The organism is Verrucosispora sp. WMMC514, assembly GCF_027497295.1.
Lineage (GTDB): Bacteria > Actinomycetota > Actinomycetes > Mycobacteriales > Micromonosporaceae > Micromonospora > Micromonospora palythoicola.
This window is the reverse complement of the sequence record NZ_CP114906.1, coordinates 914,824-941,030: the sequence shown is the minus strand read 5'-3', so window position 1 is coordinate 941,030 and position 26,207 is coordinate 914,824. Positions and strand designations below refer to the sequence as shown.

Below are 26,207 nucleotides of genomic sequence, written 5' to 3'. Positions count from 1 at the left end.
ACCGGAGCCGGGCCGGGCGTGGAGCGTCGGCCCGGCCCGGCTCCGCCCGGGCACGCCCTAGGATCATGGAGTGGAGGAAGACATCCGGCGGATCGGCATCATGGGCGGGACGTTCGATCCGATCCATCACGGGCACCTCGTGGCCGCGAGCGAGGTGGCGGACCGGTTCGGTCTCGACGAAGTGATCTTCGTGCCCACCGGGCAGCCGTGGCAGAAGGCCGACGTGCCGGTCAGCTCGGCCGAGGACCGCTACCTGATGACCGTGATCGCCACCGCGTCCAACCCACGGTTCCAGGTCAGCCGGGTCGACATCGACCGGGGTGGGCCCACCTACACCGTCGACACCCTCCGTGACCTGCGCTCCCAGTACGGGACCAAGGCGCAGCTGTTCTTCATCACCGGCGCGGACGCCCTGGAGCGCATCCTGAGCTGGAAGGACCTCGACGAGATCTTCGAGCTGGCCCACTTCATCGGGGTCACCCGGCCGGGTTTCGCGCTGACCGCCGCGCACCTGCCCGCCGACACGGTCAGTCTGGTGCAGGTCCCGGCCATGGCCATCTCGTCCACCGATTGCCGGGCGCGGGTCGCCCGGGGCGAACCGGTCTGGTATCTGGTGCCCGATGGTGTGGTGCAGTACATCGCGAAACGGCGACTGTACCGGGAGTGATTTGACCGTTTCACCCCTCTTTCCGGCTGAAACTGGTGAGTCGGGAATCCGGGCCGTGTGAGAGGCTGGAGGCATCGCACGGTTGATCGAAGGAGAACGGTGACAGTTTCCGAACGCGCTCACCAGCTGGCGATCGTCGCCGCCCAGGCCGCGGCCGACAAGAAGGCTCAGGACATCGTCATCATCGACGTGGGTGACCAACTCGCCATCACCGACGCGTTCCTGCTCGCCGCGGCCCCGAACGAACGCCAGGTGCTGGCCATCGTCGATGCCATCGAGGAAGCCCTGCTCGACCTGCCGGAGAAGGCGAAGCCGGTGCGGCGGGAGGGCGAACGCGGCGGTCGCTGGGTGCTGCTCGACTACGTCGACGTCGTGGTGCACGTGCAGCACACCGAGGAACGCGAGTTCTACGCCCTGGACCGGCTCTGGAAGGACTGCCCGACGATCCCGTTCGTCGACCGGGATCTCGCCCCGGCCGAGGCCTCCGCCGGATCGGGCGAGTGACCAGGCTGATCATCTGGCGGCACGGCAACACCGACTGGAACGCCGCCAGCAGGGTGCAGGGGCAGACCGACGTACCGCTGAACGATCTCGGCCGGGAACAGGCACGCAGGGCAGCGCCGCTGCTGGCCGCGCTACGGCCGGACGCCCTGGTCGCCAGCGACCTGAGTCGCGCCGCGGACACCGCCGCAGCGCTGTCCGCGCTGACCGGTCTGCCGGTGCGCTCCGACGCCCGACTGCGGGAGCGGCACTTCGGCCGCTGGCAGGGACTGCTACTGACCGAGGTGGCGGAGCGTTTCCCGGCGGAGTACACCCGCTGGCGGGCCGGGGACCCAGACCCGGGAGCGGACGTCGAACCGCTGGACGAGCTGGGCAAACGCATCGGCACCGCGTTGCAGGAGGCAGCCGACCAACTGCCCGGGGGCACCGTGGTGATCGCCACCCACGGCGGCGCCGCCCGGCAGGGCTGCGGCCACCTGCTCGGCTGGGAGCACGCCGTGCTGCGCGCCGTCGGCTCGCTGCGCAACTGTCACTGGACGGAGCTGCGCCACGACGTGGAACGCGGCTGGCACCTGCGCGCCCACAACGTCGGCCCGATGGACGTGCCCGCCACCGGAACCGGAACCGGCGCGGCGGTCGTGCCGGTCTCCGCCGAACCGGTCTGAGCGGACGCGGTCCGGCCGTCGCCCAGCTTGATCCGCTACGGTGCCCGCATGCCAGTCGCGGTCGTCACCGACTCCACCGCCTACCTGCCACCCGAGCTGGTGCGGGAGCACCGGCTGACCGTGGTGCCGCTGACCGTGGTGTTGGCCGGCGTCGAAGGGCTGGAGGGGGTCGAGACCTTCCCCGCGGACGCCACCCGGGCGCTTCGCGCGCGGCGGGTGTCGGTGAGCACCTCCCGCGCGTCGCCCGAGCAGTTCTCCCGCACCTACCGGGAGCTGCTGGCGGCCGGAGCGGAGGGCGTCGTCTCGGTGCACCTGTCGGCCGGGCTCTCCGGCACGGTCGAGGCCGCCGAACTGGCCGCCGCCGACCTGGGCGACCGGGTCAGCGTGATCGACAGCCGCTCCTGCGGGATGGGTCTCGGCTTCCCGGCGATCGCGGCGGCCCGGGCCGCCGCGCGGGGCGCCGACCTGGCCGGCGTACGCGCCGCGGCGGCAGCGGCCGTCGGGCGAACCAGTATCCACTTCTACGTCGACACGCTGGAGTTCCTCCGGCGGGGCGGACGGATCAACGCGGCCGAGGCGTTGCTCGGCACCGCACTGTCGGTCAAGCCCATCCTGCACATGCCCGAGGGACGCATCGTGCTGCGGGACAAGGTCCGCACCGCCAGTCGGGGCATGGCGCGGCTGGTGGACCTCGCCGTCGAGGCGGCCGGCGACGGGCCGGTGGACCTGGCCGTACACCACCTCGACGCGCCGCAGCGGGCCGAGCAGCTCGTCGACACGCTCACCGCCCGGCTCGGTGACCGGCTGCGCGACACCTACGTCTCCGAGGCCGGTGCCGCCGTGGCGGTGCACGTCGGTCCCGGTCTCGCCTGCGTGGTGATCCATCGTGCGTCGGAGCATCCGGCGGCGGACCCTCCTGGACGTCAGGGGCACTGACTGGCCACCCAGCCGGCGCTCGACGCCGGCGGGCGAACCGGCGCGCCCCGCTTCGCCGCTTGTGGCTTCGGTGGGCGAGGATCGACCCAGGGGCCGGGCTGGGGAGGTGGGACGGATGTCCTGTGTGGTGACCGGTGGGGGACGCGGGGTCGGGCGGGGCATCGTGGAGAGCCTGCTCGCCCATGGCTGGACGGTGGTGGTGGTCGAGCGCGATCCGGGTGCACTGTCCTGGGTGACGGGGCACGCCCGGGCCGACCACCTCGCGGCGGTGGTCGGTGACGCCGGTGACGAGGGCGTCGCCGGGCGGGCCGCCGACCTGGCGGAGCGTTTCGACCCGCTCAGCGGATGGGTGAACAACGCGGCCGTGTTCCGCGACGCCTCGGTGCACGACGCGCCGGTCGGCGAGATCGTCGATCTGATCACCCGTAACCTGCGTCCCGCCGTGGTCGGTGCCGCCACCGCGGTCCGCCGCTTCCTCGCCGCCGGCACCGCAGGTGCCGTGGTCAACGTCTCGTCCCACCAGGCGAGCCGACCGGTGCCGGGCTGCCTGCCGTACGCCACAGCCAAGGCGGCGCTGGAGGGGCTGACCCGGGCGCTGGCCGTCGAGTACGGCCGGCACGGCATCCGAGCCAACGCGGTCGCGCTCGGCTCGGTGGCCACCGAACGACACGAGGCGTTCCTCGCCGAGTCCCAACCGGACCAGGCGCGGCGGATCGAGGCAAGGCTGGCCCGGCTGCACCCGGCGGGCCGGATCGGGCAGCCGCAGGACGTGGCGGAGGCGGTCGCGTACCTGCTCTCGCCGGCGGCGGGCTTCGTCAACGGGGTGACCCTGCCGGTCGACGGCGGGCGCGCCGTCCTCGGTCTGGACCCGCAGGCGCGCACGGACTGACCCGAGCGTGTCGGGACCGGCCACGCACCTGGCGGTCCGCCCTGGTGGCGGCCGCGAGGGTTTGGTTGTCGGCGACGTGGACCGAGGTTCGGTCACCTGCCGGGTCCGGGATCGTCGGGCGATCCCGCGTACCGCCAAGGCGGCGGTCGTAGCAGATCCGATGCATGATCAGGGCACTGTCCACAGAGCCTCGCGCTGTCCACAGGTCGACCGGCTCGGCGCGCCTGGCGGTGCCTCGCCGCCCTAGCCTCGCGCCGTGTCGAGGGACGAGGACGAGGAGATGGCGGTCCGGCGGCGACTGTGGCACCTGATGCCCGGCGCGCTGGACCGGCCGGCGGACGACGCGGTACCGCCGTGGCCGGGAGACGACCGGACGCCGGCCCTCGCCGGGTGGCCTCCGTCCATCGGGCGGCCACCGCCTACTGACCTGCCTCCGTCCGTGGGGCGGCCACCGGATGTCGACCTGCCTCCGTCCGTCGGGCGGCCACCGCTCGCCGGGGCTGCCGGCGGGCTGCCGCCGCCGGTGACGCGATGGCCTACCGTGCTGCTGCCGATCCAGACCGCCGACCGGGCCGGTGACACGGGTCCGGTCGGCGGCGGGCCGGTTTGGACCGGCGGGCCGACCCGGACCGGTGGCCCCGATCGGACCGGTGGTCCGGTTGGGGTCAGCGACGAGGCACCGGTCGACGTCGGACGAGGGCGGACGGTCGACGAGGCGCCGCCCAGCCCGCTTCCGGGGCCGAGTGCCTTCGATCCGGGGCGGCGGGGAGTGCGGGCGCTCGCGGCCGTCGCCGTGCTCGTGGTGCTCGCCGCGGGCGTCTGGACCTGGCGGTCCCGTCCTCAGGTGGAGCCGGTGGTCGCCGAGACCGGCACCGCCGGGACACCGGCTCCCTCCGTCGAGGCCGGCCACGAGCCGGGCGGGCCGACGGCGGGTTCGACCGGTGAGCTGGTGGTCGCCGTCGCCGGTAAGGTCCGCCGGCCCGGGTTGGTGCGGTTGGCAGCCGGCGCGCGGGTGGCCGACGCCCTCGACGCAGCCGGAGGCGCGTTGCCGGGGGTGGACGTGGCGATGCTGAACCCGGCCCGCAAGATCAGCGACGGCGAGCTGATCCTGGTCGGCGTCCCGGCGCCCTCGGGCGCGGTGGGTCCGGGAGCCGGCCCGCTCCCGGGTGCCGGACCCGGCGCGGGTGGGCGGGTCAACTTGAACACCGCGACCTCGGCGCAGCTCGAAACGCTGCCCGGGGTGGGTCCGGTGCTCGCCCAGCGGATCATCGAGTACCGCGATCAGCACGGCGGCTTCCGGTCCGTCGGCGACCTGCGTCAGGTGACCGGGATCGGTGACGCCCGGTACGAGCAACTCAAGGACCTGGTGACGGTGTGAGGGCGTCGCCCGCTCCGATCGGCATGTCGGCCGGAACCTCCGGAGTCGTGACCGGTGGGGGAGCACCCGATCTCCGCACGGCGGGGCTGGCGGTGGCGGCCTGGCTCACCGCGTTGGCGGGGCTGCATCTCGATGCCCGCCGGACGCTGCTGCTCGCCGCCGTCGCGGCAGGTCTCGCCGGTGCGGTGACCCTGCACCTGCTCGGTTTCGCCGGGCGACCCGGCCCGACCGTGCGTCGCCACGGCTGGGTGGTGGTGGCGATCCTGATCGGCGTGATCTGTGGCGGGGCGGCCACCTCGGCGCGGCTGACCGTACGGGACGCGGGCCCGCTGCGTGCCCTGGTCGACGAACGGGCCCGGGTCACCGCCGAGCTGGTCGTCCGGGACGACCCCCGGCCGGTGCGCGGCGGCATCGTGGGTCGTCCACCGACCCTGCTGGTGCCGGCCAGGCTGGTGGCCCTGACCGGGCCGCAGGGCCAGCGGATCGCCGTACCGGCGCGGGTACTGGTGCTCGCCGATGATCCGGCCTGGCGCGGGCTGTTGCCCGGGCAACGGCTCACCACCGACGGGCGGCTGGCCGAGCCGCGCGGCGGCGACCTCACCGGTGCGGTCCTGATGGCCGTGGGCGCACCGGTGCGACTGGGTGCTCCCTCGGCGTTGCAACGCGCGGCCGGTCGGCTCCGCGCCGGCCTCCAGCAGGCGTGCGCACCGCTGCAGGACGAGCCGGGCGGCCTGTTGCCCGGCCTCGTCGTCGGGGACACCAGCCGGCTGCCCGACGCGGTGGCGGAGGACTTCCGCGCCACCGGGATGACGCACCTGAACGCGGTGTCCGGATCGAATGTCGCGATCGTCGTGGGGGCGGTGCTGTTGCTGGCCCGCTGGGCCCGAGCCGGTCCGGCGCTGGCCGTCGGTCTCTGCGGGCTGGCTCTGGTGGGCTTCGTCATCCTGGTCCGGCCGTCGCCGAGCGTGGTACGCGCCGCCACCATGGGCGCGATCGGGCTCGCCGCGCTGGCGGCCGGTCGCCCCCGGGCGGCGGTGCCCGCGTTGGCTGCCGCCGTCGCGGTGCTGGTGGTGGTGGACCCGGATCTGGCCGGTGATCCCGGCTTCGCGCTGTCCGTACTGGCCACCGGCGGTCTGCTGCTGCTCGCGCCGAGTTGGCGGGACGGTCTGCGCCGGCGGGGCGTACCGCCGGGGGTGGCCGAGGCGCTCGCGGTGCCGGCCGCCGCACAACTCGCCTGTGCGCCGGTGGTCGCCGGCCTGACCGGCACGGTCAGCCTGGTCGCGGTGCCGGCGAACCTGCTCGCGGTGCCGGCGATCGCGCCCGCGACGGTGCTCGGCGTGGCGGCGGCGACGCTCTCGCCGATCTGGCCCGGCGGCGCCGAGTTGCTCGCCTGGCTGGCGCACTGGCCGGCGTGGTGGCTGGTGCTGGTCGCCCGGTACGGCGCGCGGCTGCCGGCGGGCAACCTGCCCTGGCCGGGCGGGGTGTCCGGGGCGCTGCTGCTGACGGTGCTGACCGTGGCGTTGCTGGTCGCCGCCCGGCGCCCGGTGGTGCGCCGTCTGGTGGCGGTCTGCGCCGTCGCGGTCGTGCTGGGCGCGCTGCCGGTGCGGGTGGTCGCGCCCGGCTGGCCGCCGGACGGTTGGGTCGTCACGGCCTGTGCGGTGGGTCAGGGCGACACGGTGCTGCTGCCGGTGGCGGCCGGGCGTGCGGTCGTGGTCGACGCCGGTCCGGATCCGGCGGCGGCGGACGCCTGCCTGCGTCGGCTCGGTGTGCGCCGGGTGTCGCTGCTGGTCGTCAGCCATTTCCACGTGGACCACACCGGCGGGGTGGCCGGGATCTTCCGGGACCGGCGGGTGGACACGGTGCTGGTTCCGCAGTGGCCGGAACCGGCGGCCGGCCGGGACCTGGTGCGCGGCACCGCCGCGACACACGGTACGCCGGTCGTCGCCGCAGAGCCGGGTTGGCGCTACCGGGCCGGCGCGGTCGACCTGGCCGTGCTCGGGCCGCCGTACCCGATGCGCGGAACCCGTTCGGATCCGAACAACAACTCCCTGGTGCTGCTCGCCACCGTCGACCGGGTGCGGATCCTGCTGACCGGCGACGCCGAGGTGGAGGAACAGCGGGCGCTGCGGGAACGGCTGCCGCCGGACGGGCTGCGGGCGGACGTGCTAAAGGTCGCCCACCACGGCAGCGCGTACCAGGATCCGGCCTTTCTGGACGCGGTGCGGCCGGCGGTGGCGGTGGTGCCGGTCGGTACGGGGAACAGCTACGGCCACCCGAACGGGGCGGTGCTGGCCCGGCTGGCCCGGGGCGGTGCCCGGGTGCTGCGTACCGACGTCGGCGGTGACGTGGCGGTGGTGCGGTCGCCCCGAGGGCTGGCGGTGGTGAGCGCCGGCGTCGACCGGATTCGTCCACCACGATGAATCGACAACTATTTACGGCATAAAGCAGGAGATAAGCTCTATGTCTGGATTTGCGCTGAGTGCGGGGTTCACCGGCCGAGTCTGGACGAGCAGAGTGGACCGACCGGCCGAGCGTGCGAATATGGGCGGCGTGACCGCCGCCAGTGCCGCTCCTATTGTGCTCGTCCTCGGCGACGAGGAGCTGCTCGCCACGCGCGCGGTGTCCGAAACCGTGGCCGCCGCCCGGGCCGCCGACTCCGGTGTCGACGTGCGCGAGTACCAGGCCGGCCAGCTCACCGTCGGCGAGATCGACGAGATGCTCAGCCCGTCGCTGTTCGGCGGGCGTCGGGTGCTGGTGCTGCGGTCCGGTCAGGACGCCCGTAAGGACCTGGTCGCCGCCCTGCTGGCGTACGCCAAGAACCCCGACCCCGAGGTGCAGCTCGTGGTGACGCATCTCGGTGCCGCGAAGGGCAAGGCGTTCGCCGACGGTCTGAAGTCGGCCGGTGCCCGGGTGGTGCCCGCCGTGAAGCTGAAGGGCCACCGCGATCGGGTGGCCTTCGTCCGCGACGAGTTCCGCCGGGCCGGCGGGCGGTGCACGGACGACGCCGCCGAGGCGCTGCTCGCCGCGGTCGGTAACGACCTGCGCGAACTCGCGGCGGCCTGCTCGCAGCTGATCGCCGACACCGACGGCCGGATCGGTGCCGACACGGTGGCGCGTTACTACCGGGGGCGGGTGGAGGTGAGCGGCTTCACGGTGGCGGACGCCACGATGGTCGGTGACCTGCCGGGCGCGCTTGAGGCGCTGCGCTGGGCGTTGCACGTGGGGGTGGATCCGGTGCCGATCGCCGACGCCCTCGCCGACGGCATCCGTACGGTCGCCCGGGTCGCCTCGGCCGGCCGGGGCAGCCCGTACCAACTCGCCAGCAGCCTGGGCATGCCGCCCTGGAAGGTGGAACGGGCCCAACGGCAGGCCCGTGGCTGGACCCCGGACGGTCTGGTCCTGGCCATGCGGGCGGCGGCGGAGTGCAACGCGGCGGTCAAGGGCGGTTCCGACGACCGGGCGTACGCGCTGGAGAAGGCGGTCTTCTCGGTGGCGGCCGCCCGGCGGGGCGGCACGAGGTGAGCGGAGCCCTCCGTGGCTCGTGGGCCACGATCCCGGCCGAGGAGGAGCGGTACCGTCCGTTCTACGCGCGGGCGCTCGGCCTGCGGTTCGTCAACCCGGGCGGGGTGCTCTGCTTCATCTTCTTCGAGGGGGCGATCGCGCTGGCGGCGCTGCTCGCGCTCGCGGAACTGGTGACCTGGTGGGCGGTGCTCGTGCTACCCGCCACGGTGGCCGTGATGGTCAAGCTCAACGATCTGGTGGCCGCCGCGGTGGTGCGCTCCGCCGCGGCCGTACCCGAGCAGGAACGCGACCGGTTCCGTCAACAGATGGAGCCGGTGGTGGGCCGTGCCCGGGTCGACTGGCTGCGGCACAGCGTGCCCGGCGTCGTGGTGCGGACCGAGCCGACGGAGGTGGAGCACCCCGGCGCGGCACGGCGGCGGCCGCCTGCCCTCGGCAGCCGGCCCGACCGGTCCACGGACGGCGCGGGTGGAACCGCGCACGACGCGCGCCGCGGTGCCGAGGAAGCGGGCCGGAGCCGGCCGGCGGCGGATCGGGATGGGACCGGGCCTCGACCGGGCACCACCGAGCCCGGATCCTGAACCGGGCGACCGGTCGGACTTCGACGCGAGCACGACCGGTGGGCGGACGTGCGGAAGCCCCGAGGCATCGCCTCGGGGCTCCGTCAGGACTGGCGCTAACTCAGGAGGCGAGCGACGCGACGCGCTTGGCGATCGCGGACTTGCGGTTCGCGGCCTGGTTGCCGTGGATGACGCCCTTGCTGGCCGCCTTGTCCAGCTTGCGCGAGGCATCCTGCATGAGGGCGGTGGCCTTCTCGACGTCACCGGCCTCAGCGGCCTCGTTGAACTTCCGGATGGCGGTCTTCAGCGACGACTTGACCGACTTGTTACGCAGCCGGCGCTTCTCGTTCTGCCGGTTGCGCTTGATCTGGGACTTGATGTTCGCCACGCGACAGCCTCGTCTTGATAGCTCGGGTTGGTCAGCTTGTGCGCGCGACGAGCATGCGTCATCGCTGCGCGAAGAGCCAGGTTACCAGGTCGGCTCGAACAGGCCAAAACAGCCTCCCGCGGGTGGGGTCAGGTCCAGGCGCGGCGGTGGGAGAGCCAGGCGAGGGCCTGTTCGCCGGTCCAGCGGTGGTGGGCGGGCAAGTGAAGCGACGCGGTGGGTGGTGCCGATGTCGTGGCGGTGAGGTGGTAGCCGGCCAGGGCGGCGAGCGCGACATCCAGGGCGTCGTCGGGTGCGTCGGCGGCGGCCGGGTGGGCGGCGAAGAGCGCGTCGACGTCCAGCCCGGTGGCGTATCCGGTGATCAGCAGGGTGACCAGGTCGAACCAGGCCGGCCCGTGACACAGCCACGACCAGTCGCAGAACCAGGCCGCACCGGCGGTGTCGACGAGCACGTTGTCGACCCGCAGGTCGCCGTGGGTCAGCCCGGTCGCGGCGGCGGCGTACCCGGGCAGGCGCGACTCCAGCGCCACCAGCTCGGCCAGCCGTCCCCGGGCCGGGGCCGGCAGCGGCGGTACCGGTTCCCGGCCGGCGTCGACCTCGTCCCACCAGAGGATGTCCTCGCGGGCCAGGTCGGCGAGGTGGGGCAGGCCGAGGGCGGTCAACTCGTCCGGAGGATCGGCGAGCGCCTCGGCGACGCCGGTGAACGCGGCGAGGGTGGCGGTCAGTTCGACCTGGTTCCAGGGCAGCCGGGGGGTGTGACCGTCGACGGCATCGAGGCACAGGACGAACCAGCCCGCCTCCCACAGCGTCCAGCGGAGGCGGGGCACCGGCAGCCCGGCCGGCAGCCGGCTCAGGATCGCGGCCTCCCGGGCGTACCAGTCGACCAGGTGCGGTTGCTCGGCGTGCGGCGCGGCCTTGACGAAGGCGCGGTGCCCGTCGGCGGCGCGCAGCAGCGCGGCGAAGCCGCGGGTGAAGCCGGCACCGGCGGTCCGGGCCTGGACCACCGGGGCGCCCAGCCGGGTGGCCACCGCGGCCCGCACCCGCGCCGGCAGGTCCGACCAGGCGGGTCGCTGGGCGGTGGCGTGGTACGGCACGGCGGGCGGGGACGGAACGCTCACTCGACCATGCTGCCCGGTGACCGGTCGGGCGGCGACCTCCCGCGCGGATCCGGGCACCCGGGGCGGCGTCTGCCAGACTGGCGGGCCATGAGGACCGACGACTTCTGGCAGTTGATCGACCGCGCCCGCACCGGCAGGGGAGAGCCGGACGCCGTCGCCGCCCGGGCCGTCGCGCTGCTCGCCGCCCGCGACCCCGAGGAGATCGTCGGGTACGCCCACCACCAGCAACGGGTCCTCGCCGCGTCCTACCGGGTCGATCTCTGGGGCGCCGCCTACCTGATCAACGGCGGTGCCTCCGACGACGGCTTCGAGTACTTCCGGGGTTGGCTGATGACCCAGGGACGGGAGGTGTTCGCCCGGGCGGTCGCCGACCCGGACTCGCTGGCCGAGCTGCCACAGATCCGGTCCGCCTCGCTCAGCGGCGAGGAGTTCGAGTGCGCGGACATGCTCGCGGTGCCGTGGGACGCGTACCGCAGAGCCACCGCGAGCGACCTGCCGGGGGAGCGCGAGGCGATCCGGCAACCCGACCTGAACGACTTCTGGGACTTCGACGACGAGGAGGAGGCCCGCCGCCGACTGCCCCGGCTCGCCACCCTCTTCGTCGAGCCGCCGCAGGAGTGACGGACGCCCGGCCGACGCCCGCCGGGGACGTGGGAGCATAGAGGGGGCCGGCGCGTGCCGGCCCGCTCACGTCAGCCGACCAGAACGGACCGCTGTGCCACCGACGCTCGATCCCGGCGCGAACGCTCCTGGTGCCACCGACCCGGCGCGGATCAGGAACTTCTGCATCATCGCCCACATCGACCACGGAAAGTCGACCCTGGCCGACCGGATGTTGCAGCTCACCGGCGTGGTCGACCCGCGGCAGATGCGCGCGCAGTACCTCGACCGGATGGACATCGAGCGCGAGCGCGGCATCACCATCAAGAGCCAGGCGGTCCGGATGCCGTGGACCATCGCCGAGGGCGAGCGGGCCGGCGAGCAGGCCGTGCTCAACATGATCGACACGCCTGGTCACGTCGACTTCACCTACGAGGTGTCCCGGTCGCTGGCGGCCTGTGAGGGCGCGATCCTGCTTGTCGACGCGGCCCAGGGCATCGAGGCGCAGACGCTGGCGAACCTCTACCTCGCGCTCGAGAACGACCTGCACATCATCCCGGTGCTCAACAAGATCGACCTGCCGGCCGCCCAGCCGGAGAAGTACGCCGAGGAACTGGCCCACCTGATCGGCGGCGACCCGGCGGACTGCATCAGGGTCTCCGGCAAGACCGGCGAGGGCGTGCCGTACCTGCTCGACGAGATCGTCCGGCAGTTCACCCCGCCGGTCGGTGACGCCGAGGCCCCGGCCCGCGCCATGATCTTCGACTCGGTCTACGACGTCTACCGGGGCGTGGTCACCTACGTGCGGGTGATCGACGGGCGGATCGGCGCCCGGGACCGGATCAAGATGATGTCCACCGGCGCCACCCACGAGCTGCTGGAGATCGGGGTCATCTCGCCGGAGATGGTCAAGGCGGACGCGCTCGGCGTCGGTGAGGTCGGCTACCTGATCACCGGGGTGAAGGACGTCCGGCAGTCCCGGGTCGGTGACACGGTCACCATCAACGGCCGGCCGGCCACCGAGGCGCTCGGCGGCTACAAGGATCCGAAGCCGATGGTCTACTCGGGCCTGTATCCGATCGACGGGTCGGACTACCCGGCGCTGCGGGACGCACTGGACAAGCTCAAGCTCAACGACGCCGCGTTGACCTACGAGCCGGAGACCTCCGGTGCGCTCGGCTTCGGGTTCCGCTGCGGCTTCCTCGGCCTGCTGCACCTGGAGATCATCCGGGAGCGGCTGGAGCGGGAGTTCAACCTCGACCTGATCTCGACCGCGCCGAACGTGGTCTACCGGGCCATCCAGGAGGACGGCGACGAGGTCGTGGTCACCAACCCCAGCGAGTACCCGACCGGCAAGATCGCCGAGGTGTACGAGCCGACGGTGCGGGCCACGGTGCTCACCCCCAACGACTACGTCGGCGCGGTGATGGAGCTGTGTCAGGGCCGGCGCGGCAGCCTGCTGGGCATGGACTACCTCTCCGCCGACCGGGTGGAACTGCGCTACACGCTGCCCCTCGCCGAGATCATCTTCGACTTCTTCGACCAGTTGAAGAGCCGTACCAAGGGCTACGCGTCGTTGGACTACGAGCCCTCCGGCGAGCAGGCGTCCGACCTGGTCAAGGTCGACATCCTGCTGCACGGCGAGCCGGTGGACGCGTTCAGCGCGATCGTGCACAAGGAGAAGGCGTACGCCTACGGCACCACCATCGCGGCGAAGCTGCGCAACCTCATCCCGCGCCAGCAGTTCGAGGTGCCGATCCAGGCGGCCATCGGCAGCCGGGTGATCGCCCGGGAGACGATCCGCGCCATCCGCAAGGACGTGCTCGCCAAGTGCTACGGCGGCGACATCAGCCGTAAGCGCAAGCTGCTGGAGAAGCAGAAGGAGGGCAAGAAGCGGATGAAGATGGTGGGCCGGGTGGAGGTGCCGCAGGAGGCGTTCATCGCCGCGCTCTCCTCCGACTCCGACGGCAAGGGCAGCGGAAAGAAGTGATCGTGCGGCTGCGTACCTAGGCGCAGCCGTCCCCACGGGCGCCCGGCCACCTCGGCCGGGCGCCCGTTCGCGCGTGGGCCGGTGACGCGATCTTTCGGGGTGGTCGCGACCTCTCGGCCAGAAAAGCCGGTTTGGGATCTTCGTGGGTCGGGCATTAGGCGGTCACGACAGGAACACCACAAACGTTGAACGTCTTTCGTGAAGGAGAGCGATCATGGAGCTCACCGTCTGGGGCATCATCACCGCCCTGATCGTTGGTCTGATCGTCGGTGCGCTTGGCCGACTGGTGGTACCGGGCCGTCAGAACATGCCGATCTGGCTGCACATGCTCATCGGTGTCGGTGCCGCGCTGCTCGGCACCGTGATCGCCCGCGCGTCCGGCTTCGCCGAGACCGCCGGCATCGACTGGCGGGAGCTGATGCTCCAGGTGCTGCTGGCCGCCGTCGCCGTCGCGCTGGTCGCCGGGGTGGGCCGCAACCGCCGGGGTGTCACCCACCGGTAACCGCTGAACCTGTCGAAAGGCGCCCGACCGCCGAGGTCGGGCGCCTTTCGCATGCGTCGTCCGGAGGCGGATCGACCTGAGGCGTCCGCCGGTGGGCGAGGGCGGCGCGCCGGGGCCGTTCCCCGTAGAATGTGATCATGACGGGCAGGGTGGCATCGGTGAACGTCGGGATCGTGACCCAGGCGGCGTGGGCCGGTGCGGCGAGCGGACGCAGCGGCATCGACAAGCGGCCGGCCGACGCGCCGGTGCTGTTCCGCGTCGACGGCGTGGCCGGCGACTTCATCGGCGAGCGGGCCCACCACGGTGGCCCGGACCAGGCCGTCTACGCGTACGCGGAGGAGGACGCGGCCTGGTGGGAGGCCGACCTCGGGCGGACCATCCGCCCCGGTGGCTTCGGCGAGAACCTCACCACGTACGCGGTCGACGTGACCGGTGCCGTGATCGGCGAGCAGTGGGCCGTCGGCGAGGCGCTGCTCCAGGTGACCATGCCGCGCACGCCGTGCCGGACCTTCGCCGGCTTCTGGGGCGTACCGGATCTGATCAAGCGGTTCACCGCGCGGGCGACCCCCGGTGCGTACCTGCGGGTGCTCCGCGAGGGCGCGGTGGGTGCCGGCGATCCGATCGAGATCGTGCACCGGCCGGCACACGGGGTGACCCTCGGCGAGGTGTTCCGCGCGCTCAGCCTGGAGCCGTCGTTGCTGCCCAGGCTGCTGGCGGCCGACGACCTGCCCGAGCCGATCCGGGAGAAGGCGCGTCGCCGGGTCGGCGAGCCGGCCGGCTGATCGACGGCCGGGTCCGTGCCGAGATGACACGACAGGCCCCGGGACCACGTCCAGGCGTGGCCACGGGGCCTGTCGTCACTCCTCCGGTCAGCGGAGCCAGGGGATGTTGCGGTTGAGCAGACCGCGCTGCTTGAGTTCCTTGCGCAGCGGGATCTCGTCGTCGATGTAGCCGTCCCAGTTGATGCCCCAGTAGTTGGCCGTGTGGGTGCCCTCACCGAGCAGCTGGCGCTGCACCGGCGTGCGGTTGCGGTACCACTCGCCGTCCTTGTCGGGGTGCAGCTCGTCCAGCGGGCGGATCCACCGGTAGGTGTAACCGACGAACAGCATCTTGCGGGTGATGTTCGACAGGTTCGTCGACCGGGAGTGCCACTGGCGGCGGTCGAAGATGAAGGCGTCGCCCGGGTTGGCGGTGATCTCGACGGTGCCCTCCGGGTCCGGGTTGTGCACGCTCAGGTCCGTCGGGCGGGGCAGCGAGTTCCACAGGTGGCTGCCGGGGATCACCTTCGTCGCGCCCCGGCCCTTCTCCGACAGGTCGGAGAGCACGTAGGCGACCTTCAGCGAGAACATCGGCCGCGGCAGGTTCGGGTCCATCGTCTCCGGGTCGGAGTTCTGCCGGTACCCGTCCTGGTGCCAACCCCAGTACGGCTTCTCGGGCTCCAACGCCGGCGGCGTCACGTCGAGGTGGTTGTGGTGGGTGTAGATGTTCCAGCCTGCCAGGCCCCACATGTAGGGAAACGCGATCGGGTGGGTGAGCAGCTCGCCGAAGAGCTCGTCCCGCTCAAGGAAACCCAGCAGGTGCAGGGTGCCGTCCTTGGTGGTGTTGCCCTTGGCCTTCTCCTCCTCGTACACCCGGTCGACCGCGGCCTCGAGAGCGGCTCGGTGATCCTCGGTCAGGACGTTTCGCAGCAGGAGAAAGCCCTGCTCGTGGAACTCCTTGCGGTCGACGTCACTGATCGGTTCGTAGCCGGTCCGGTCGCCGTAGTCGAACGCCACGTCGTACCCCTCCCCAAGAGGTGAAACCATTTCTGGCACAGGCCGCCGATCGTAACGCGCGTCCGGACGGCCCGTGGGGCACCCCGTGACCTTTCCACAGGCATGGCGACTGATGGCGGTTGTTCGACTACCGCACGTCACCCAACGTGGCAAGACCGGGCCTTATGTGGTTAATTGCCGGTTTTTGCGGTGACTGCGGGTAAGGAGATCGGGGTCGCTCAGACGTCGGCGTGGACCTCGGCGAGGACCTCCGCGTCGCCCCGGTCGCTGTCCGGCAACCGCTTCCAGTCACCGCGCTTGGCGGTCCACTCCCGGCCGTCGTAGGTCACCCGCTTCACCCCGTGCTCCTTCGCGTGGGAGACCAGCCAGTGCGTGTACCGCCAGCCGGCCCGCACGCCCTCGGCCGAGGTCGTCAGGCTGCCGGCGGGGCTCCGCTCGACGTCGTTGACGCTCACCTTCAGCAGGGTCGGGTTGCCGTAGCTGTCGACGGCGGAGCTGAAGTAGCCCCGGCCCGCCCGCCGGTCGTCGCCGGAGCGGAGGGCCACCAGACCCCAGTCGAGCGACAGTCCCTCGGTCAGCGCGGCGATGGCGGCGGCACCGCGCAGCACCGGATCACCGCCCACCGCGCAGCTGACCGCTGTGCTGGCGTGACCGAGCAGCGCCCGGGTGAGCACCTGCGACTCGTCGGCCCACTTCTCGTACGCCTCCGGAAACGCCGAACGCTGCACCTTCTGCGCCGCGTCGGTGACCCGCATGTCCTCCCAGCCGCGCACCTTCTTCAGCGCCGCGTAGAACTTGCCCGCCGCGTACCGGGGGTCGCGGATCTGGGTCGGTGTGCCCCACCCCTGGCTCGGTCGCTGCTGGAACAGCCCCACGGAGTCGCGGTCGCCACCGGTCAGGTTGCGCAGCCCGGACTCCTGGTACGCGGTGGCGAGCGCCACCACCACCGCCCGCTCGGGCATCTCACGCTGCACGCCGATCGCCGCGATGGTCGCCGCGTTCGCCATCTGCTGCGAGTCGAGCGTCACCTCGCCGTCGGCCTGCACCGTGCAGGCCCGGCCGGCCAGCGGCAGCCGTAGCCCGTCACCGGCCTGCCTCAGCACCACGATCATCCCGATCGCGGCGATCAGGACGAGGACCACGAAGCCCGTCGCGACAGCCCGAGATCGCACCCGCACCTCCTGTGTCAAGGTCCGCCAAGCGTACGTCCCGCATCGACCCGTACGTGTCGTCCGACCGGTTCCGCCCCCGCGCGGCACCCACGTGCAACCCGAGGTTCCCCGTCCCGGCCGTACCTCACCTACCGAGTTCCGCCACCCAGCGCGGTGCCCGCTTCTCCCGGAACGCGGTGACCCCCTCGACCCCGTCGGCCGACAGGAAGTACCCGGTGGACAACTCGGCCAGCTCGGCCAGCTCGGCGCGCAGGTCGACGGCGGGCGGACGGCGCAGCAGTCGCTTCGCCCCGGCCAGCGCCGCCGGGGCCCCACGGACCAGCGACTCGCAGTACCGCCGCACCGTGGCGTCCAGTTCCTCGGCCGGCACCGCGGCGGTGACCAGGCCGATCTCGGCGGCCCGCCGGCCGTCGAAGGTGTCGCCGGTCAGGTACAGCTCGGCTGCCGCCCGCGTCGTCAGGTGGGGCAGCACCGTCGCGGAGATCACCGCGGGGATCACCCCGATCCGCACCTCGGTGAAGGCGAACGTGGCCTCGGCCGCGCAGACCGCCAGGTCGGCCGCCGCGATCAGGCCCAGGCCGCCGGCCCGCGCCGGGCCGGCGACCCTGGCCAGCACCGGCTTCGGACACTCCCGGACCGCCGCGAGCACGTCACCCAGCATCCCGGCGGGCACCGTGCCGCTGGCGTACGCCGCCGCGGTCTCCTTCAGGTCGGCTCCGGAGCAGAAGACCGGCCCGGTGTGGTCGAGCACGATCACCCGGACCGCGTCGTCGGCGACCGCGGCGGCCAGCCCCGCCAGCAGTTCGGTCATCAACGGGGTGGAGAGCGCGTTGCGGTTGTGCGGACTGTCCAGGGTGAGCGTGGTCACCCCGTGGGCCGTGGCGACCCGCACGAGCGCGTCGGGAGAGGTCATGCCAGGGCACACTAGTGGCCATGCCCGGCGTCCTTCCAGCAGGCGAGCCCGTCCCGGCCGACGGGTCGCTGCCCGCGTCCGCCCGCGCGTCCGTGGGCGCCCGGGGTTTCGGGGTCTACGTGCACGTGCCCTTCTGCGCGAGCCGGTGCGGCTACTGCGACTTCAACACGTACACCGCCGACGAGCTGGGCGGCGGAGCGAGCCGGGAGGGCTACGCCGACACCGTGCTGGCGGAGCTGGCCCTCGCCGCCCGGGTACTCAAGGACGCTCCGCCGCCCCGGGTGGAGACGGTTTTCGTCGGCGGCGGCACCCCCACCCTGCTCCCCGCCGACGACCTGGCCCGCATCCTGGACGCGATCGACCGGACCTGGGGGCTGGCCGCCGACGCGGAGGTGACCACCGAGGCGAATCCGGAGTCGGTGACGCCGACCTCGCTGAAGGAGCTGCGCGCGGCCGGGTACACCCGGATCTCGCTGGGCATGCAGTCGGCCGCGCCCGGGGTGCTCGCCGTGCTGGACCGCCGGCACAGCGCCGGCCGGGCCCCCGCCGCCGCCCTGGAGGCCCGCGACGCGGGCTTCGACCACGTCAATCTCGACCTGATCTACGGCACGCCGGGGGAGCGGGCCGAGGACTTCGCCGCCTCACTGGACCAGGTGGTGGCCGCCGGCGTGGACCACGTCAGCGCGTACGCCCTGATCGTCGAGGACGGCACCCGACTTGCCGCCCGGATGCGCCGGGGCGAGCTGCCGTACCCGGACGAGGACGTGGCGGCGGACCGGTACCTGGCCGCCGAGGCCACCCTCGGCGCGGCCGGCTTCTCCTGGTACGAGGTCTCCAACTGGGCCCGCACGCCGCAGGCACGCTGCCGGCACAACCTGCTCTACTGGACCGGCGGGGACTGGTGGGGCCTCGGGCCGGGGGCGCACAGCCACGTCGGCGGGGTGCGCTGGTGGAACGTCAAACATCCCGGCGCGTACGCGCAACGCCTCGCCGCCGGGGCGTCTCCCGGGCAGGCCCGGGAGGTGCTCACCGGCGACGAGGCGCACATGGAGGACGTCATGCTCCGCTCGCGACTGGCCGGCGGCCTGCCGCTCGACGTGTTGACCGACGCCGGCCGGGCCGGCGCGGCGCGGGCGCTGGCCGCCGGGTTGCTCGCCGAGCCCGCCCACGCCGCCGGCCGCGCCGTGCTCACCCTGCGCGGCCGGCTGCTCGCCGACGCCGTGGTCCGCGACCTGCTGCCCTGACCCCCGTCATCAGACCGGTCGGCGCGGTCAGCGCTTCACGAAGGCGTACGTCATCGGGTACTGGTAGAGCACACCCTCGTTGGCCTTGACCCCGCCGATGATCCCGAAGATCAGCGGCACGATCGCGACGATGATCGGCACGAAGAACAGGATGCCGCAGGTGATGGTGGCGAGCACCCAGCTCAGCACCCCGGCGACCGCCCAGGTGAGCTGGAAGTTCAACGCGGCCACCGAGTGCGCCCGGGCGATCGGGGACTGCTGCCCGCGAACCATCATCGCGATCAGCGGCGCCACCCAGCCGAAGAGCCCGCCGCCGACGACCACGCCGAGCGGGCCGCCGAAGTGTGCGATCAGCACCCAGGTCTTGTCCTCGTTGTTGGCGTAGCCACCGCCGGGAGCGCCGTAGCCCCCGGTCGGGTAGCCGACACCGGGTGCTCCCGGCGGCGGGTAACCGCCGGGTGGGGGGTAGCCGGCCGGCGGCGGCTGGTCGCCGGTGGGGGGTGGATAGCCGCCGGGCGGGGGATAGCCGCCCTGGCCAGGCGAACCGGACAGTGGTGTCGTGGGTTCGTCGCCGGAGTCCGGGGGACGAGGTGGTTCAGTCATGGAGGCCACGGTAGGTGCCAGCGGCAACGGCGCACCAGAGCGACACCGGCGAGTGTCAACCCGCCGATCGGCTCGATGAGGAAGGTGCTGACTTGATCATCGCGTGGACGGGGGTGCCGACGTAGACTGGCACTCGCTACAGTCGAGTGCCAGAGTGTTCCTCTGGCGGCCGTGACGCCGCGAGCTGACCTGCGACAGGAGGTGGCAAGGATGGGTCTGGACGACCGGAAGCTCGCCGTGCTCCGCGCGATCGTCGAGGACTACGTCGCCACCCAGGAGCCGGTCGGCAGCAAGTCGCTCGTCGAGCGGCACCAGCTCGGCGTTTCGCCGGCCACCGTTCGCAACGACATGGCCGTGCTGGAGGAGGAGGGCTACATCCGCCAGCCGCACACCAGCGCGGGGCGGGTGCCCACCGACCGTGGCTACCGCCTCTTCGTCGACCGGTTGAGCCGGGTCAAGCCGCTCAGTCCGGCCGAACGCCGGGCGATCGAGCGCTTCCTGGCCGGCGCCGTCGATCTCGACGACGTGGTGCACCGCACGGTGCGGCTGCTGGCGCAGCTCACCCGGCAGGTCGCCGTCGTGCAGTACCCGAGCCTGGCCCGGTCCCGGGTGCGTCACCTGGAACTGGTGCCGATCTCCACCACCCGGCTGATGCTGGTGATGATCGCCGACACCGGCCGGGTCGAGCAGCGGCTGGTCGAGCTGCCCGCACCGGTCCCCGCCGACGACGTGCTGGACCTGCGCCGGCTGGTGAACGAGAAACTGGTGGGCGTCCGCCTGTCGGAGACCCCGCCGCTGGTGCAGACCCTCATCGACGACTGCGCGCCGCACCTGCGCCCGGCGATGACCACCCTGTCCACGGTGCTGCTGGAGACCCTGGTCGAGCGGCACGAGGAGCGGCTGGCCCTGGCCGGCACCGCCAACCTCGCCCGGGGCGGCCTGCTCGACTTCCAGGGCTCGCTGCGTCCGATCCTCGAAGCACTTGAGGAGGAGGTCGTGCTGCTCAAGCTCATCGGCGAGGTGGAGCCGAGCACCCTGCGGGTGCGCATCGGCGACGAGAACGAGTACGACAACCTGCGGGCGGCCTCCGTGGTCAGCACCGGGTACGGCCCGGGCGCGACCATCGTCGGGGGGATGGGCGTGCTCGGACCGACCCGGATGGACTACCCCGGAACCATCGCCACGGTGAGGGCCGTGGCACGCTACGTGGGCGAGCTGCTGGCCCAGAACTGACAAGTCAGGGCCGACGGCAGGCTGCCGCCGCCGAACGGCGTAACTCGAGACGAACACGAGGACACGGAACGCAGTGGCCAGGGACTACTACGGCATTCTCGGCGTGAGCAAGGGTGCCTCCGATGACGAGATCAAGCGCGCCTATCGCAAGCTGGCGCGCCAGTTCCATCCGGACGTGAATCCGGACCCGGAGGCACAGGAGAAGTTCAAGGACATCAACGCCGCGTACGAGGTCCTCTCGGACGATCGGAAACGGCAGATCGTCGACCTGGGCGGGGACCCGCTGGCACCCGGCGGGGGCGGGCCCGGCGGTCCGGGCGGCCCCGGCGGGGCCGGACCCTTCGTCGGCTTCCAGGACATCATGGACGCGTTCTTCGGCGGCGCCACCGGCGCCGGACGCGGCCCGCGTCCGCGTACCCGCCCCGGTGCCGACGCGATCCTGCGACTGGAGCTGGACCTTCAGGAGACGGCCTTCGGCGTCGAGGCGCCGATCACCGTCGACACCGCCGTGCTCTGCACCACCTGCTCCGGCGCCGGCACCGCCGCCGGCACCCACCTGGCCACCTGCGAGGCGTGCGGCGGGCGGGGCGAGGTGCAGTCGGTGCAGCGCACCTTCCTCGGCCAGGTGGTCTCCGCCCGGCCCTGCACCGTCTGCCAGGGCTACGGCACCACCATCCCGCAGCCCTGCCCGACCTGCGCCGGTGACGGCCGGGTGCGCACCCGCCGGTCGCTGACCGTCAAGATCCCCGCCGGGGTGGAGGACGGCATGCGGATCCGCCTGGCCCAGCAGGGCGAGGTCGGCCCGGGCGGCGGCACCGCCGGTGACCTCTACGTGGAGATCCACGAACGGCCGCACGACGTGTTCTCCCGCAAGGGCGACGACCTGCACTGCCGGGTCACCGTGCCGATGACCGCCGCCGCGCTCGGCACCCGGCTGACCATCAAGACGCTCGACAGCGAGGAACCGGTCGACGTCAAGCCGGGCACCCAGCCGGGCAGCACCCTGCGACTGCGGGCCCGGGGCGTACCGCACCTGCGTGGCACCGGGCGGGGCGATCTCTACGTCCACCTGGACGTGCGGACCCCCACCAAGCTCGACGCCGACCAGGAGCGGATGCTGCGCGAGTTCGCCAAGACCCGCGGCGAGGAGGTCGCCGAGCTGACCAAGCAGGGTGGCTTCTTCTCCCGGATGCGCGACGCCTTCAACGGCCACGCCTGACGTGTCCGCGCCGCTGTTCCTGGTCGAGTCGCTGCCCACCGCCGCCTCGATGGTGCTGGACGGTCCGGAGGGCCACCACGCCGCCACCGTGCAGCGGCTGCGCGTCGGTGAGCAGGTGCTGCTCGCCGACGGTCGGGGCGGCACGGCCACCGCCGTGGTCACCGCCGTCGGCCGGGGCACCCTCGACCTCGACGTGACCGACCGGGGGTACGTCGACGCGGCGAACCCCCGGCTGGTGGTGGTCCAGGGCATCGCCAAGGGCGACCGGGGCGAGCTGGCCGTGCAGGCGATGACCGAGGCGGGCGTGGACGAGATAGTCCCCTGGGCGGCGGGCCGCTCGGTGGTGCAGTGGCGCGGCGACCGGGGCGTACGGGCCCGGGACAGGTGGCTCGCCACCACCCGGGAGGCGACGAAGCAGGCCCGTCGGGCGTGGCTGCCGGTGGTGGCCGGCGCGCCGGACGAGAGCACCGCGTCGGTGACGCGCCGGATCGCCGGGGCGGCCGCCGGGTACGTGCTGCACGAGGAGGCGACCGACCGGCTCACCACCGTCGAGCTACCCGACCACGGCGAGATCGTGCTGGTGGTGGGCCCGGAGGGCGGCATCACCCCGGCCGAGCTGTCCGCCTTCCAGGAAGCCGGGGCCCGCCCGGTGCGGCTCGGCCCGTCGGTGCTGCGCACCTCCACCGCGGGCGTGGCCGCCCTGGCGGTCCTCGCCACCCGCCTGCTGCGCTGGTGAGCGGCGCGGCGACGGCGCCGAGGATTTCTTCCTTACACTGCCCGGATGGAAAGCGACTGTCTGTTCTGCCGCATCGTCGCCGGCGAGATTCCGGCCACCGTCGTCCGCGAGACGCCCACCACGCTCGCCTTCCGCGACATCGACCCGAAGGCGCCGGTGCACGTGCTCGTCGTGCCCAAGGAGCACTACGCGGACGTGGCCACCCTCGGTCAGGGTGATCCGGCGCTGGCCGGCGAGGTGCTGGCCACGGCCGCCGCGGTGGCCGAGGACGAGGGCCTGCTCGGCGACGGGTTCCGGTTGATGTTCAACACCGGGGCGTACGGCGGCCAGGAGGTCTTCCACGTGCACGCGCACGTGCTCGGCGGCGCCCCGCTCGGCCCGATGCTGGCCCGGAGCCTCGGATGACCTCCGCCGCCGGCGACACCTCCGCCGCCGGTCGGCTGGAGCGGATGGTGCGGCAGGTCCAGGCGCAGGCCCGGGTGCCGGCGGTCTCGGCAGCGGTACACCGCGCCGACCGACCACTGTGGACGTGCACCGCCGGCGGCACCGGGAACGACACGGCGCTGGACGAGCAGACCCGGTTCCGGATCGGCTCGGTGACCAAGACCTTCACCGCCGTGCTGGTCATGCAGTGCCGCGACGACGGGCTGCTCGACCTCGACGACCCGCTGCGGCGGCACCTCGACCTGCCGGCACACGGCGAGTTGACCGTACGCCGGCTGCTGTCGCACACCGCCGGCCTGCAACGGGAACCGTACGGCGACGTCTGGGACACGCTGCGCGCACCGGACACCGACCAACTGATCACCGAGTTGGCCCGGGCCGAGCGGGTGCTGCCGACCGGACGCCGCTACCACTACTCGAATCTCGGCATGGCGCTGCTCGGCCACCTGGTCGGTCAGCTGCGTGGCGGCAGTTGGGCGGAGGTGCTGACCGAGCGGGTGCTGACCCCGCTCGGGCTCACCGCCACCACGGCCGCGCCGGGGCCACGTGCCGCGACCGGGTTCCTGGTCGACGCGTACTCCGACGAGGCGCATCCGGAGCCGCCCACCGACTTCGGCGCGGTGGGTCCGGCCGCGCAGCTGTGGAGCACGGCGACCGACATGGCCCGCTGGGCCGCCTTCCTGGCCGACCCGGCGGCGTTGGACGCCGCGGGCCGGGTGCTCGCGGCGACCACGCTCGACGAGATGCGCTGGCCGGTGACGGTCACCGACGAGGCGGTGTGGGCCGGCGGGTTCGGTCTCGGCCTGATCCTGGTGCCGCAGGGGGAGCGGGTCGTGCACGTCGGGCACGACGGCGCGATGCCCGGCTTCCTCGCCGGGGCGTACGGCCGCCGGGGCGGCGAGGGCACGCCCGGGGCGTTCGGCGCCGCCGTGCTGGGCTCCTCCGGCACCGCGGTCGAGCTGCTGGAACTGCCGCACCGGCTGCTCGCCGCCGCGGTCGAGCACGATCCGGCCGACATCGACCCGTGGCGGCCGGGTGATCCGGCGCCGCCCGACCTGCGCGGGCTGCTCGGCCGCTGGTGGGGCGAGGGCTTCGAGTACGTCTTCTCGTGGCACGAGGGGGCCCTGCGGGCCCGTGGTGCCGGTGACCCGCCGGGGAAGCCGCCAGCGGTGTTCGCCCCGGTGCCGGGCCAGCCCGACGTGCTGCGTACCGTCTCCGGCCGGGAGAACGGCGAGTTGCTCCGGCTCACCCGGGACTCCGCTGGCGTGGTGGTCCGGATGCACTGGGCGACCTACCGGTTCACCCGCCGCCAGGAGACCTTCGACGGCTTCGACTTCCGCGGCTGACCGGGCGGCTCACCCGGGCTGAATGCCCTGTTTCGCCCGTTCCGGCCGGCGCGTCGAAGCGGTGGAAATGGGCAGCGTGTCCGCGCCGTTGACCCGATACGATGGTGGCAACGTCCGCACGCCGTGCCACGGGCCCGGCATCGAGATCGAGAGCAGGTGGCGCAGGGCCCTCGGGCCCGACCTATGACCGGCACCCCACCTCCCGGCCCGCCCCGGGTGCAGACCAGGATCACGGTCCCCGATTCGAAGATCATGGTCAACCTGCTCGGCGCGGGTGACGAGATCCTGCGACTGGTCGAGCGCTCGGTGAACAGTGACGTGCACGTGCGTGGCAACGAGATCACCATCACCGGCGCTCCCGCCGACAACGCCCTCGCCGAGCGGCTCTTCAGTGAGCTGCTCGAACTCATCGAGAAAGGCGAGACCCTGACCACCGATGCCGTCCGGCGTACCGTCGGCATGCTCGAACAGGGTGGCACGGAGCGGCCTGCCGAGGTCCTGACCCTCAACATCCTGTCCCGGCGGGGGCGCACCATCCGTCCCAAGACGCTGGGGCAGAAGCGCTACGTCGACGCGATCGACGGGCACACCATCGTCTTCGGCATCGGCCCGGCGGGCACCGGCAAGACCTACCTCGCCATGGCCAAGGCGGTGCAGTCGTTGCAGGCCAAGCAGATCAACCGGATCATCCTGACCCGGCCGGCGGTCGAAGCGGGAGAGCGACTCGGGTTCCTGCCCGGCACGCTCAACGAGAAGATCGACCCCTACCTGCGCCCGCTCTACGACGCCCTGCACGACATGCTCGACCCGGAGACCATCCCGAAGCTGATGGCCGCCGGCACGATCGAGGTCGCCCCCCTGGCATACATGAGGGGTCGGGCGCAGCCGTACGACGCCCGGGTACTGACGCCGGAAGGCTTCAAGCGGTTCGGCTCACTCCAGGTCGGCGACCTGGTGATCGGCTCGAACGGCATGCCGACCCCGGTGATCGGGATCTACCCGCAAGGGCCCAAGCAGGTCTACCGGGTGACCACGCAGGACGGGGCCTCCACCCTGTGCTGCGGTGAGCACCTCTGGACGGTCGCCACGCCCGAGGACAAGCGGCGCGGTCGGCGACGCACGCTGGAGACCCAGGAGATGATCGGGCAGGAGCGGCGGGGGTACATCCGCCGTTACGAACTGCCGGTGGTGGCTCCGGTCCAGCTGGAGCCGCAGGACGTTCCGCTCGATCCGTACGTCCTCGGCCTGCTGCTCGGTGACAGGTCGATCTCGTGCCGCACGACGCCGGGGTTCACCACGGCGGACCCTGAACTCGCTCGGGCGATCGAGGACAACCTGGTCGACATCGAGCTGCACCGCAAGAGCGACTACGACTATGTGCTCCGGCACACCAAGGGGCACCGAGGCGGGGTGGTCGTCGCTAACCCGGTGACTGTCGCACTCCGTGAGCTGGGTCTGGCCGGCACGAAGTCGGGCACCAAGTTCGTGCCGTCCGTCTATCTCCAGAACAGCGTCGATGTCCGACTGGCCGTTCTGCAGGGGCTGCTGGACACCGACGGCGGGCCGGTCGTCCAGGCGGGACGTACCTGCCGGGTGCAGTACTCGACGACCTCGCCCCGACTGCGTGACGATGTCGTCCACCTGGTCCAGTCACTCGGTGGCGTGGCGACGTGGCGCGTTCGAGTGGCGGAGGGCCGCACGCCCGGCCTGGCGAACGGCCGACCGGTCGCGTACCGGTCGGACGCCTACGTCGTGGAGATCCGCTTGCCGGAGGGCGTAGCGCCGTTCCGGCTCTCGCGTAAGCGCCAGCGG

At 72.7% G+C, this 26,207-nt stretch carries 25 protein-coding genes and 2 pseudogenes; 21 read left to right on the top strand and 6 right to left on the bottom strand.

All coding sequences use genetic code 11. The annotated features are described in order from the left end of the window. The first annotated feature begins 70 nt into the window (after positions 1 to 70). The 9 genes from nadD (at position 71) to O7597_RS04130 (ending at position 9,136) form a co-directional block, all read left to right on the top strand. Positions 71 to 667, top strand: coding sequence for a nicotinate-nucleotide adenylyltransferase (gene nadD, locus O7597_RS04170; RefSeq protein ID WP_269737804.1), 597 nt, complete (start codon positions 71 to 73; stop codon positions 665 to 667). Positions 668 to 766: 99 nt separating this feature from the next. Next, positions 767 to 1,171, top strand: coding sequence for a ribosome silencing factor (gene rsfS / locus O7597_RS04165; RefSeq protein ID WP_269737803.1), 405 nt, complete (start codon positions 767 to 769; stop codon positions 1,169 to 1,171). After that, positions 1,168 to 1,833 (top strand): histidine phosphatase family protein, encoded by a 666-nt coding sequence (locus tag O7597_RS04160; RefSeq protein WP_281582061.1) that lies wholly within the window; start codon positions 1,168 to 1,170, stop codon positions 1,831 to 1,833. Before rsfS ends, O7597_RS04160 begins: the two co-directional genes overlap by 4 nt. Positions 1,834 to 1,881: 48 nt before the next feature. Further along, positions 1,882 to 2,769, top strand: coding sequence for a DegV family protein (locus O7597_RS04155; protein WP_281582060.1), 888 nt, complete (start codon positions 1,882 to 1,884; stop codon positions 2,767 to 2,769). Between the two features lie 115 nt (positions 2,770 to 2,884). Further along, positions 2,885 to 3,658 (top strand): SDR family oxidoreductase, encoded by a 774-nt coding sequence (locus O7597_RS04150; RefSeq protein ID WP_281582059.1) that lies wholly within the window; start codon positions 2,885 to 2,887, stop codon positions 3,656 to 3,658. 256 nt (positions 3,659 to 3,914) lie between these two features. Next, complete coding sequence (locus O7597_RS31715) at positions 3,915 to 5,036, top strand: helix-hairpin-helix domain-containing protein (RefSeq protein WP_348650788.1); 1,122 nt, start codon at positions 3,915 to 3,917, stop codon at positions 5,034 to 5,036. Positions 5,037 to 5,083: 47 nt separating this feature from the next. Then, positions 5,084 to 7,456, top strand: a complete 2,373-nt coding sequence (locus O7597_RS04140; RefSeq protein ID WP_281582058.1) for a ComEC/Rec2 family competence protein — start codon at positions 5,084 to 5,086, stop codon at positions 7,454 to 7,456. A 121-nt stretch (positions 7,457 to 7,577) separates the two neighbouring features. Further along, complete coding sequence (holA, locus tag O7597_RS04135; RefSeq protein ID WP_269737800.1) at positions 7,578 to 8,558, top strand: DNA polymerase III subunit delta; 981 nt, start codon at positions 7,578 to 7,580, stop codon at positions 8,556 to 8,558. After that, positions 8,555 to 9,136, top strand: a complete 582-nt coding sequence (locus O7597_RS04130; protein WP_281582057.1) for a hypothetical protein — start codon at positions 8,555 to 8,557, stop codon at positions 9,134 to 9,136. Before holA ends, O7597_RS04130 begins: the two co-directional genes overlap by 4 nt. Before the next feature lie 100 nt (positions 9,137 to 9,236). Here the strand turns inward: O7597_RS04130 and rpsT are convergent, their stop codons facing one another. Further along, positions 9,237 to 9,503 (bottom strand): 30S ribosomal protein S20, encoded by a 267-nt coding sequence (gene rpsT / locus O7597_RS04125; protein WP_164449404.1) that lies wholly within the window; start codon positions 9,501 to 9,503, stop codon positions 9,237 to 9,239. Between the two features lie 128 nt (positions 9,504 to 9,631). Continuing rightward, on the bottom strand, positions 9,632 to 10,618 hold the full coding sequence (locus O7597_RS04120) for a phosphotransferase (RefSeq protein ID WP_269737798.1): 987 nt from the start codon (positions 10,616 to 10,618) through the stop codon (positions 9,632 to 9,634). An 87-nt stretch (positions 10,619 to 10,705) separates the two neighbouring features. On the opposite strand from O7597_RS04120, the gene O7597_RS04115 reads away from it, so the two are divergent. From O7597_RS04115 to O7597_RS04100, 4 genes are all read left to right on the top strand, one after another. Further along, positions 10,706 to 11,239 carry a DUF4240 domain-containing protein gene (locus tag O7597_RS04115; RefSeq protein WP_281582056.1) on the top strand — a complete coding sequence of 178 codons (534 nt, stop codon included), beginning with the start codon at positions 10,706 to 10,708 and terminating at the stop codon, positions 11,237 to 11,239. A 94-nt stretch (positions 11,240 to 11,333) separates the two neighbouring features. Next, positions 11,334 to 13,208: a translation elongation factor 4 gene (lepA, locus tag O7597_RS04110; RefSeq protein ID WP_281582055.1), complete on the top strand. Its 1,875-nt coding sequence runs from the start codon at positions 11,334 to 11,336 to the stop codon at positions 13,206 to 13,208. A 214-nt stretch (positions 13,209 to 13,422) separates the two neighbouring features. Further along, entirely contained in the window at positions 13,423 to 13,710 is a 288-nt protein-coding gene (locus tag O7597_RS04105; protein ID WP_093407532.1) for a GlsB/YeaQ/YmgE family stress response membrane protein, read from the top strand. Between the two features lie 137 nt (positions 13,711 to 13,847). Then, on the top strand, positions 13,848 to 14,492 hold the full coding sequence (locus O7597_RS04100; RefSeq protein ID WP_281582054.1) for an MOSC domain-containing protein: 645 nt from the start codon (positions 13,848 to 13,850) through the stop codon (positions 14,490 to 14,492). 87 nt (positions 14,493 to 14,579) lie between these two features. Here the strand turns inward: O7597_RS04100 and O7597_RS04095 are convergent, their stop codons facing one another. The 3 genes from O7597_RS04095 to O7597_RS04085 form a co-directional block, all read right to left on the bottom strand. Next, positions 14,580 to 15,485 carry a phytanoyl-CoA dioxygenase family protein gene (locus O7597_RS04095; RefSeq protein WP_281582053.1) on the bottom strand — a complete coding sequence of 302 codons (906 nt, stop codon included), beginning with the start codon at positions 15,483 to 15,485 and terminating at the stop codon, positions 14,580 to 14,582. 218 nt (positions 15,486 to 15,703) lie between these two features. Then, a complete protein-coding gene (locus O7597_RS04090; RefSeq protein WP_269738690.1) occupies positions 15,704 to 16,663 on the bottom strand; it encodes a hypothetical protein in 960 nt (319 codons plus the stop codon). A 118-nt stretch (positions 16,664 to 16,781) separates the two neighbouring features. Continuing rightward, positions 16,782 to 17,570 (bottom strand): enoyl-CoA hydratase-related protein, encoded by a 789-nt coding sequence (locus O7597_RS04085; RefSeq protein WP_281582052.1) that lies wholly within the window; start codon positions 17,568 to 17,570, stop codon positions 16,782 to 16,784. A 20-nt stretch (positions 17,571 to 17,590) separates the two neighbouring features. Here O7597_RS04085 and hemW point away from each other — a divergent pair, with 20 nt between their 5' ends. After that, positions 17,591 to 18,814 carry a radical SAM family heme chaperone HemW gene (hemW, locus tag O7597_RS04080; RefSeq protein ID WP_281582051.1) on the top strand — a complete coding sequence of 408 codons (1,224 nt, stop codon included), beginning with the start codon at positions 17,591 to 17,593 and terminating at the stop codon, positions 18,812 to 18,814. A gap of 27 nt (positions 18,815 to 18,841) precedes the next feature. Here hemW and O7597_RS04075 read toward each other — a convergent pair whose 3' ends face one another. Then, positions 18,842 to 19,417 (bottom strand): DUF4870 domain-containing protein, encoded by a 576-nt coding sequence (locus tag O7597_RS04075; RefSeq protein ID WP_281582050.1) that lies wholly within the window; start codon positions 19,415 to 19,417, stop codon positions 18,842 to 18,844. 210 nt (positions 19,418 to 19,627) lie between these two features. On the opposite strand from O7597_RS04075, the gene hrcA reads away from it, so the two are divergent. From hrcA to O7597_RS04040, 7 genes and pseudogenes are all read left to right on the top strand, one after another. Then, a complete protein-coding gene (hrcA, locus tag O7597_RS04070) occupies positions 19,628 to 20,650 on the top strand; it encodes a heat-inducible transcriptional repressor HrcA (RefSeq protein WP_269737790.1) in 1,023 nt (340 codons plus the stop codon). A gap of 73 nt (positions 20,651 to 20,723) precedes the next feature. Then, positions 20,724 to 21,869, top strand: a complete 1,146-nt coding sequence (dnaJ, locus tag O7597_RS04065) for a molecular chaperone DnaJ (RefSeq protein ID WP_269737789.1) — start codon at positions 20,724 to 20,726, stop codon at positions 21,867 to 21,869. A gap of 1 nt (position 21,870) precedes the next feature. Further along, positions 21,871 to 22,605 carry a 16S rRNA (uracil(1498)-N(3))-methyltransferase gene (locus O7597_RS04060; RefSeq protein ID WP_281582049.1) on the top strand — a complete coding sequence of 245 codons (735 nt, stop codon included), beginning with the start codon at positions 21,871 to 21,873 and terminating at the stop codon, positions 22,603 to 22,605. Positions 22,606 to 22,650: 45 nt separating this feature from the next. After that, positions 22,651 to 23,010, top strand: a complete 360-nt coding sequence (locus tag O7597_RS04055; protein ID WP_281582048.1) for a histidine triad nucleotide-binding protein — start codon at positions 22,651 to 22,653, stop codon at positions 23,008 to 23,010. Next, complete coding sequence (locus tag O7597_RS04050) at positions 23,007 to 24,395, top strand: serine hydrolase domain-containing protein (RefSeq protein WP_269737787.1); 1,389 nt, start codon at positions 23,007 to 23,009, stop codon at positions 24,393 to 24,395. The genes O7597_RS04055 and O7597_RS04050 overlap by 4 nt, the downstream gene beginning before the upstream one ends. A gap of 183 nt (positions 24,396 to 24,578) precedes the next feature. Beyond that, positions 24,579 to 25,274: pseudogene (locus tag O7597_RS04045) on the top strand (PhoH family protein); the annotation flags it as partial. After that, positions 25,263 to 26,078: pseudogene (locus tag O7597_RS04040) on the top strand (LAGLIDADG family homing endonuclease); the annotation flags it as partial. The pseudogenes O7597_RS04045 and O7597_RS04040, both read left to right, overlap by 12 nt. Positions 26,079 to 26,207: the final 129 nt, after the last annotated feature.

Excerpts from the sequence above, each read along its gene's own strand:
- O7597_RS04050 (WP_269737787.1), top strand. The coding sequence starts at position 23,007 with ATGACCTCCGCCGCCGGCGACACCTCCGCCGCCGGTCGGCTGGAGCGG.
- hemW (WP_281582051.1), top strand. The coding sequence starts at position 17,591 with ATGCCCGGCGTCCTTCCAGCAGGCGAGCCCGTCCCGGCCGACGGGTCG.
- O7597_RS04150 (WP_281582059.1), top strand. The coding sequence starts at position 2,885 with ATGTCCTGTGTGGTGACCGGTGGGGGACGCGGGGTCGGGCGGGGCATC.
- O7597_RS04055 (WP_281582048.1), top strand. The coding sequence starts at position 22,651 with ATGGAAAGCGACTGTCTGTTCTGCCGCATCGTCGCCGGCGAGATTCCG.
- O7597_RS04155 (WP_281582060.1), top strand. The coding sequence starts at position 1,882 with ATGCCAGTCGCGGTCGTCACCGACTCCACCGCCTACCTGCCACCCGAG.
- O7597_RS04100 (WP_281582054.1), top strand. The coding sequence starts at position 13,848 with ATGACGGGCAGGGTGGCATCGGTGAACGTCGGGATCGTGACCCAGGCG.
- O7597_RS04105 (WP_093407532.1), top strand. The coding sequence starts at position 13,423 with ATGGAGCTCACCGTCTGGGGCATCATCACCGCCCTGATCGTTGGTCTG.
- O7597_RS04075 (WP_281582050.1), bottom strand. The coding sequence starts at position 19,417 with ATGACTGAACCACCTCGTCCCCCGGACTCCGGCGACGAACCCACGACA.
- O7597_RS04085 (WP_281582052.1), bottom strand. The coding sequence starts at position 17,570 with ATGACCTCTCCCGACGCGCTCGTGCGGGTCGCCACGGCCCACGGGGTG.
- O7597_RS04115 (WP_281582056.1), top strand. The coding sequence starts at position 10,706 with ATGAGGACCGACGACTTCTGGCAGTTGATCGACCGCGCCCGCACCGGC.
- hrcA (WP_269737790.1), top strand. The coding sequence starts at position 19,628 with ATGGGTCTGGACGACCGGAAGCTCGCCGTGCTCCGCGCGATCGTCGAG.
- holA (WP_269737800.1), top strand. The coding sequence starts at position 7,578 with ATGGGCGGCGTGACCGCCGCCAGTGCCGCTCCTATTGTGCTCGTCCTC.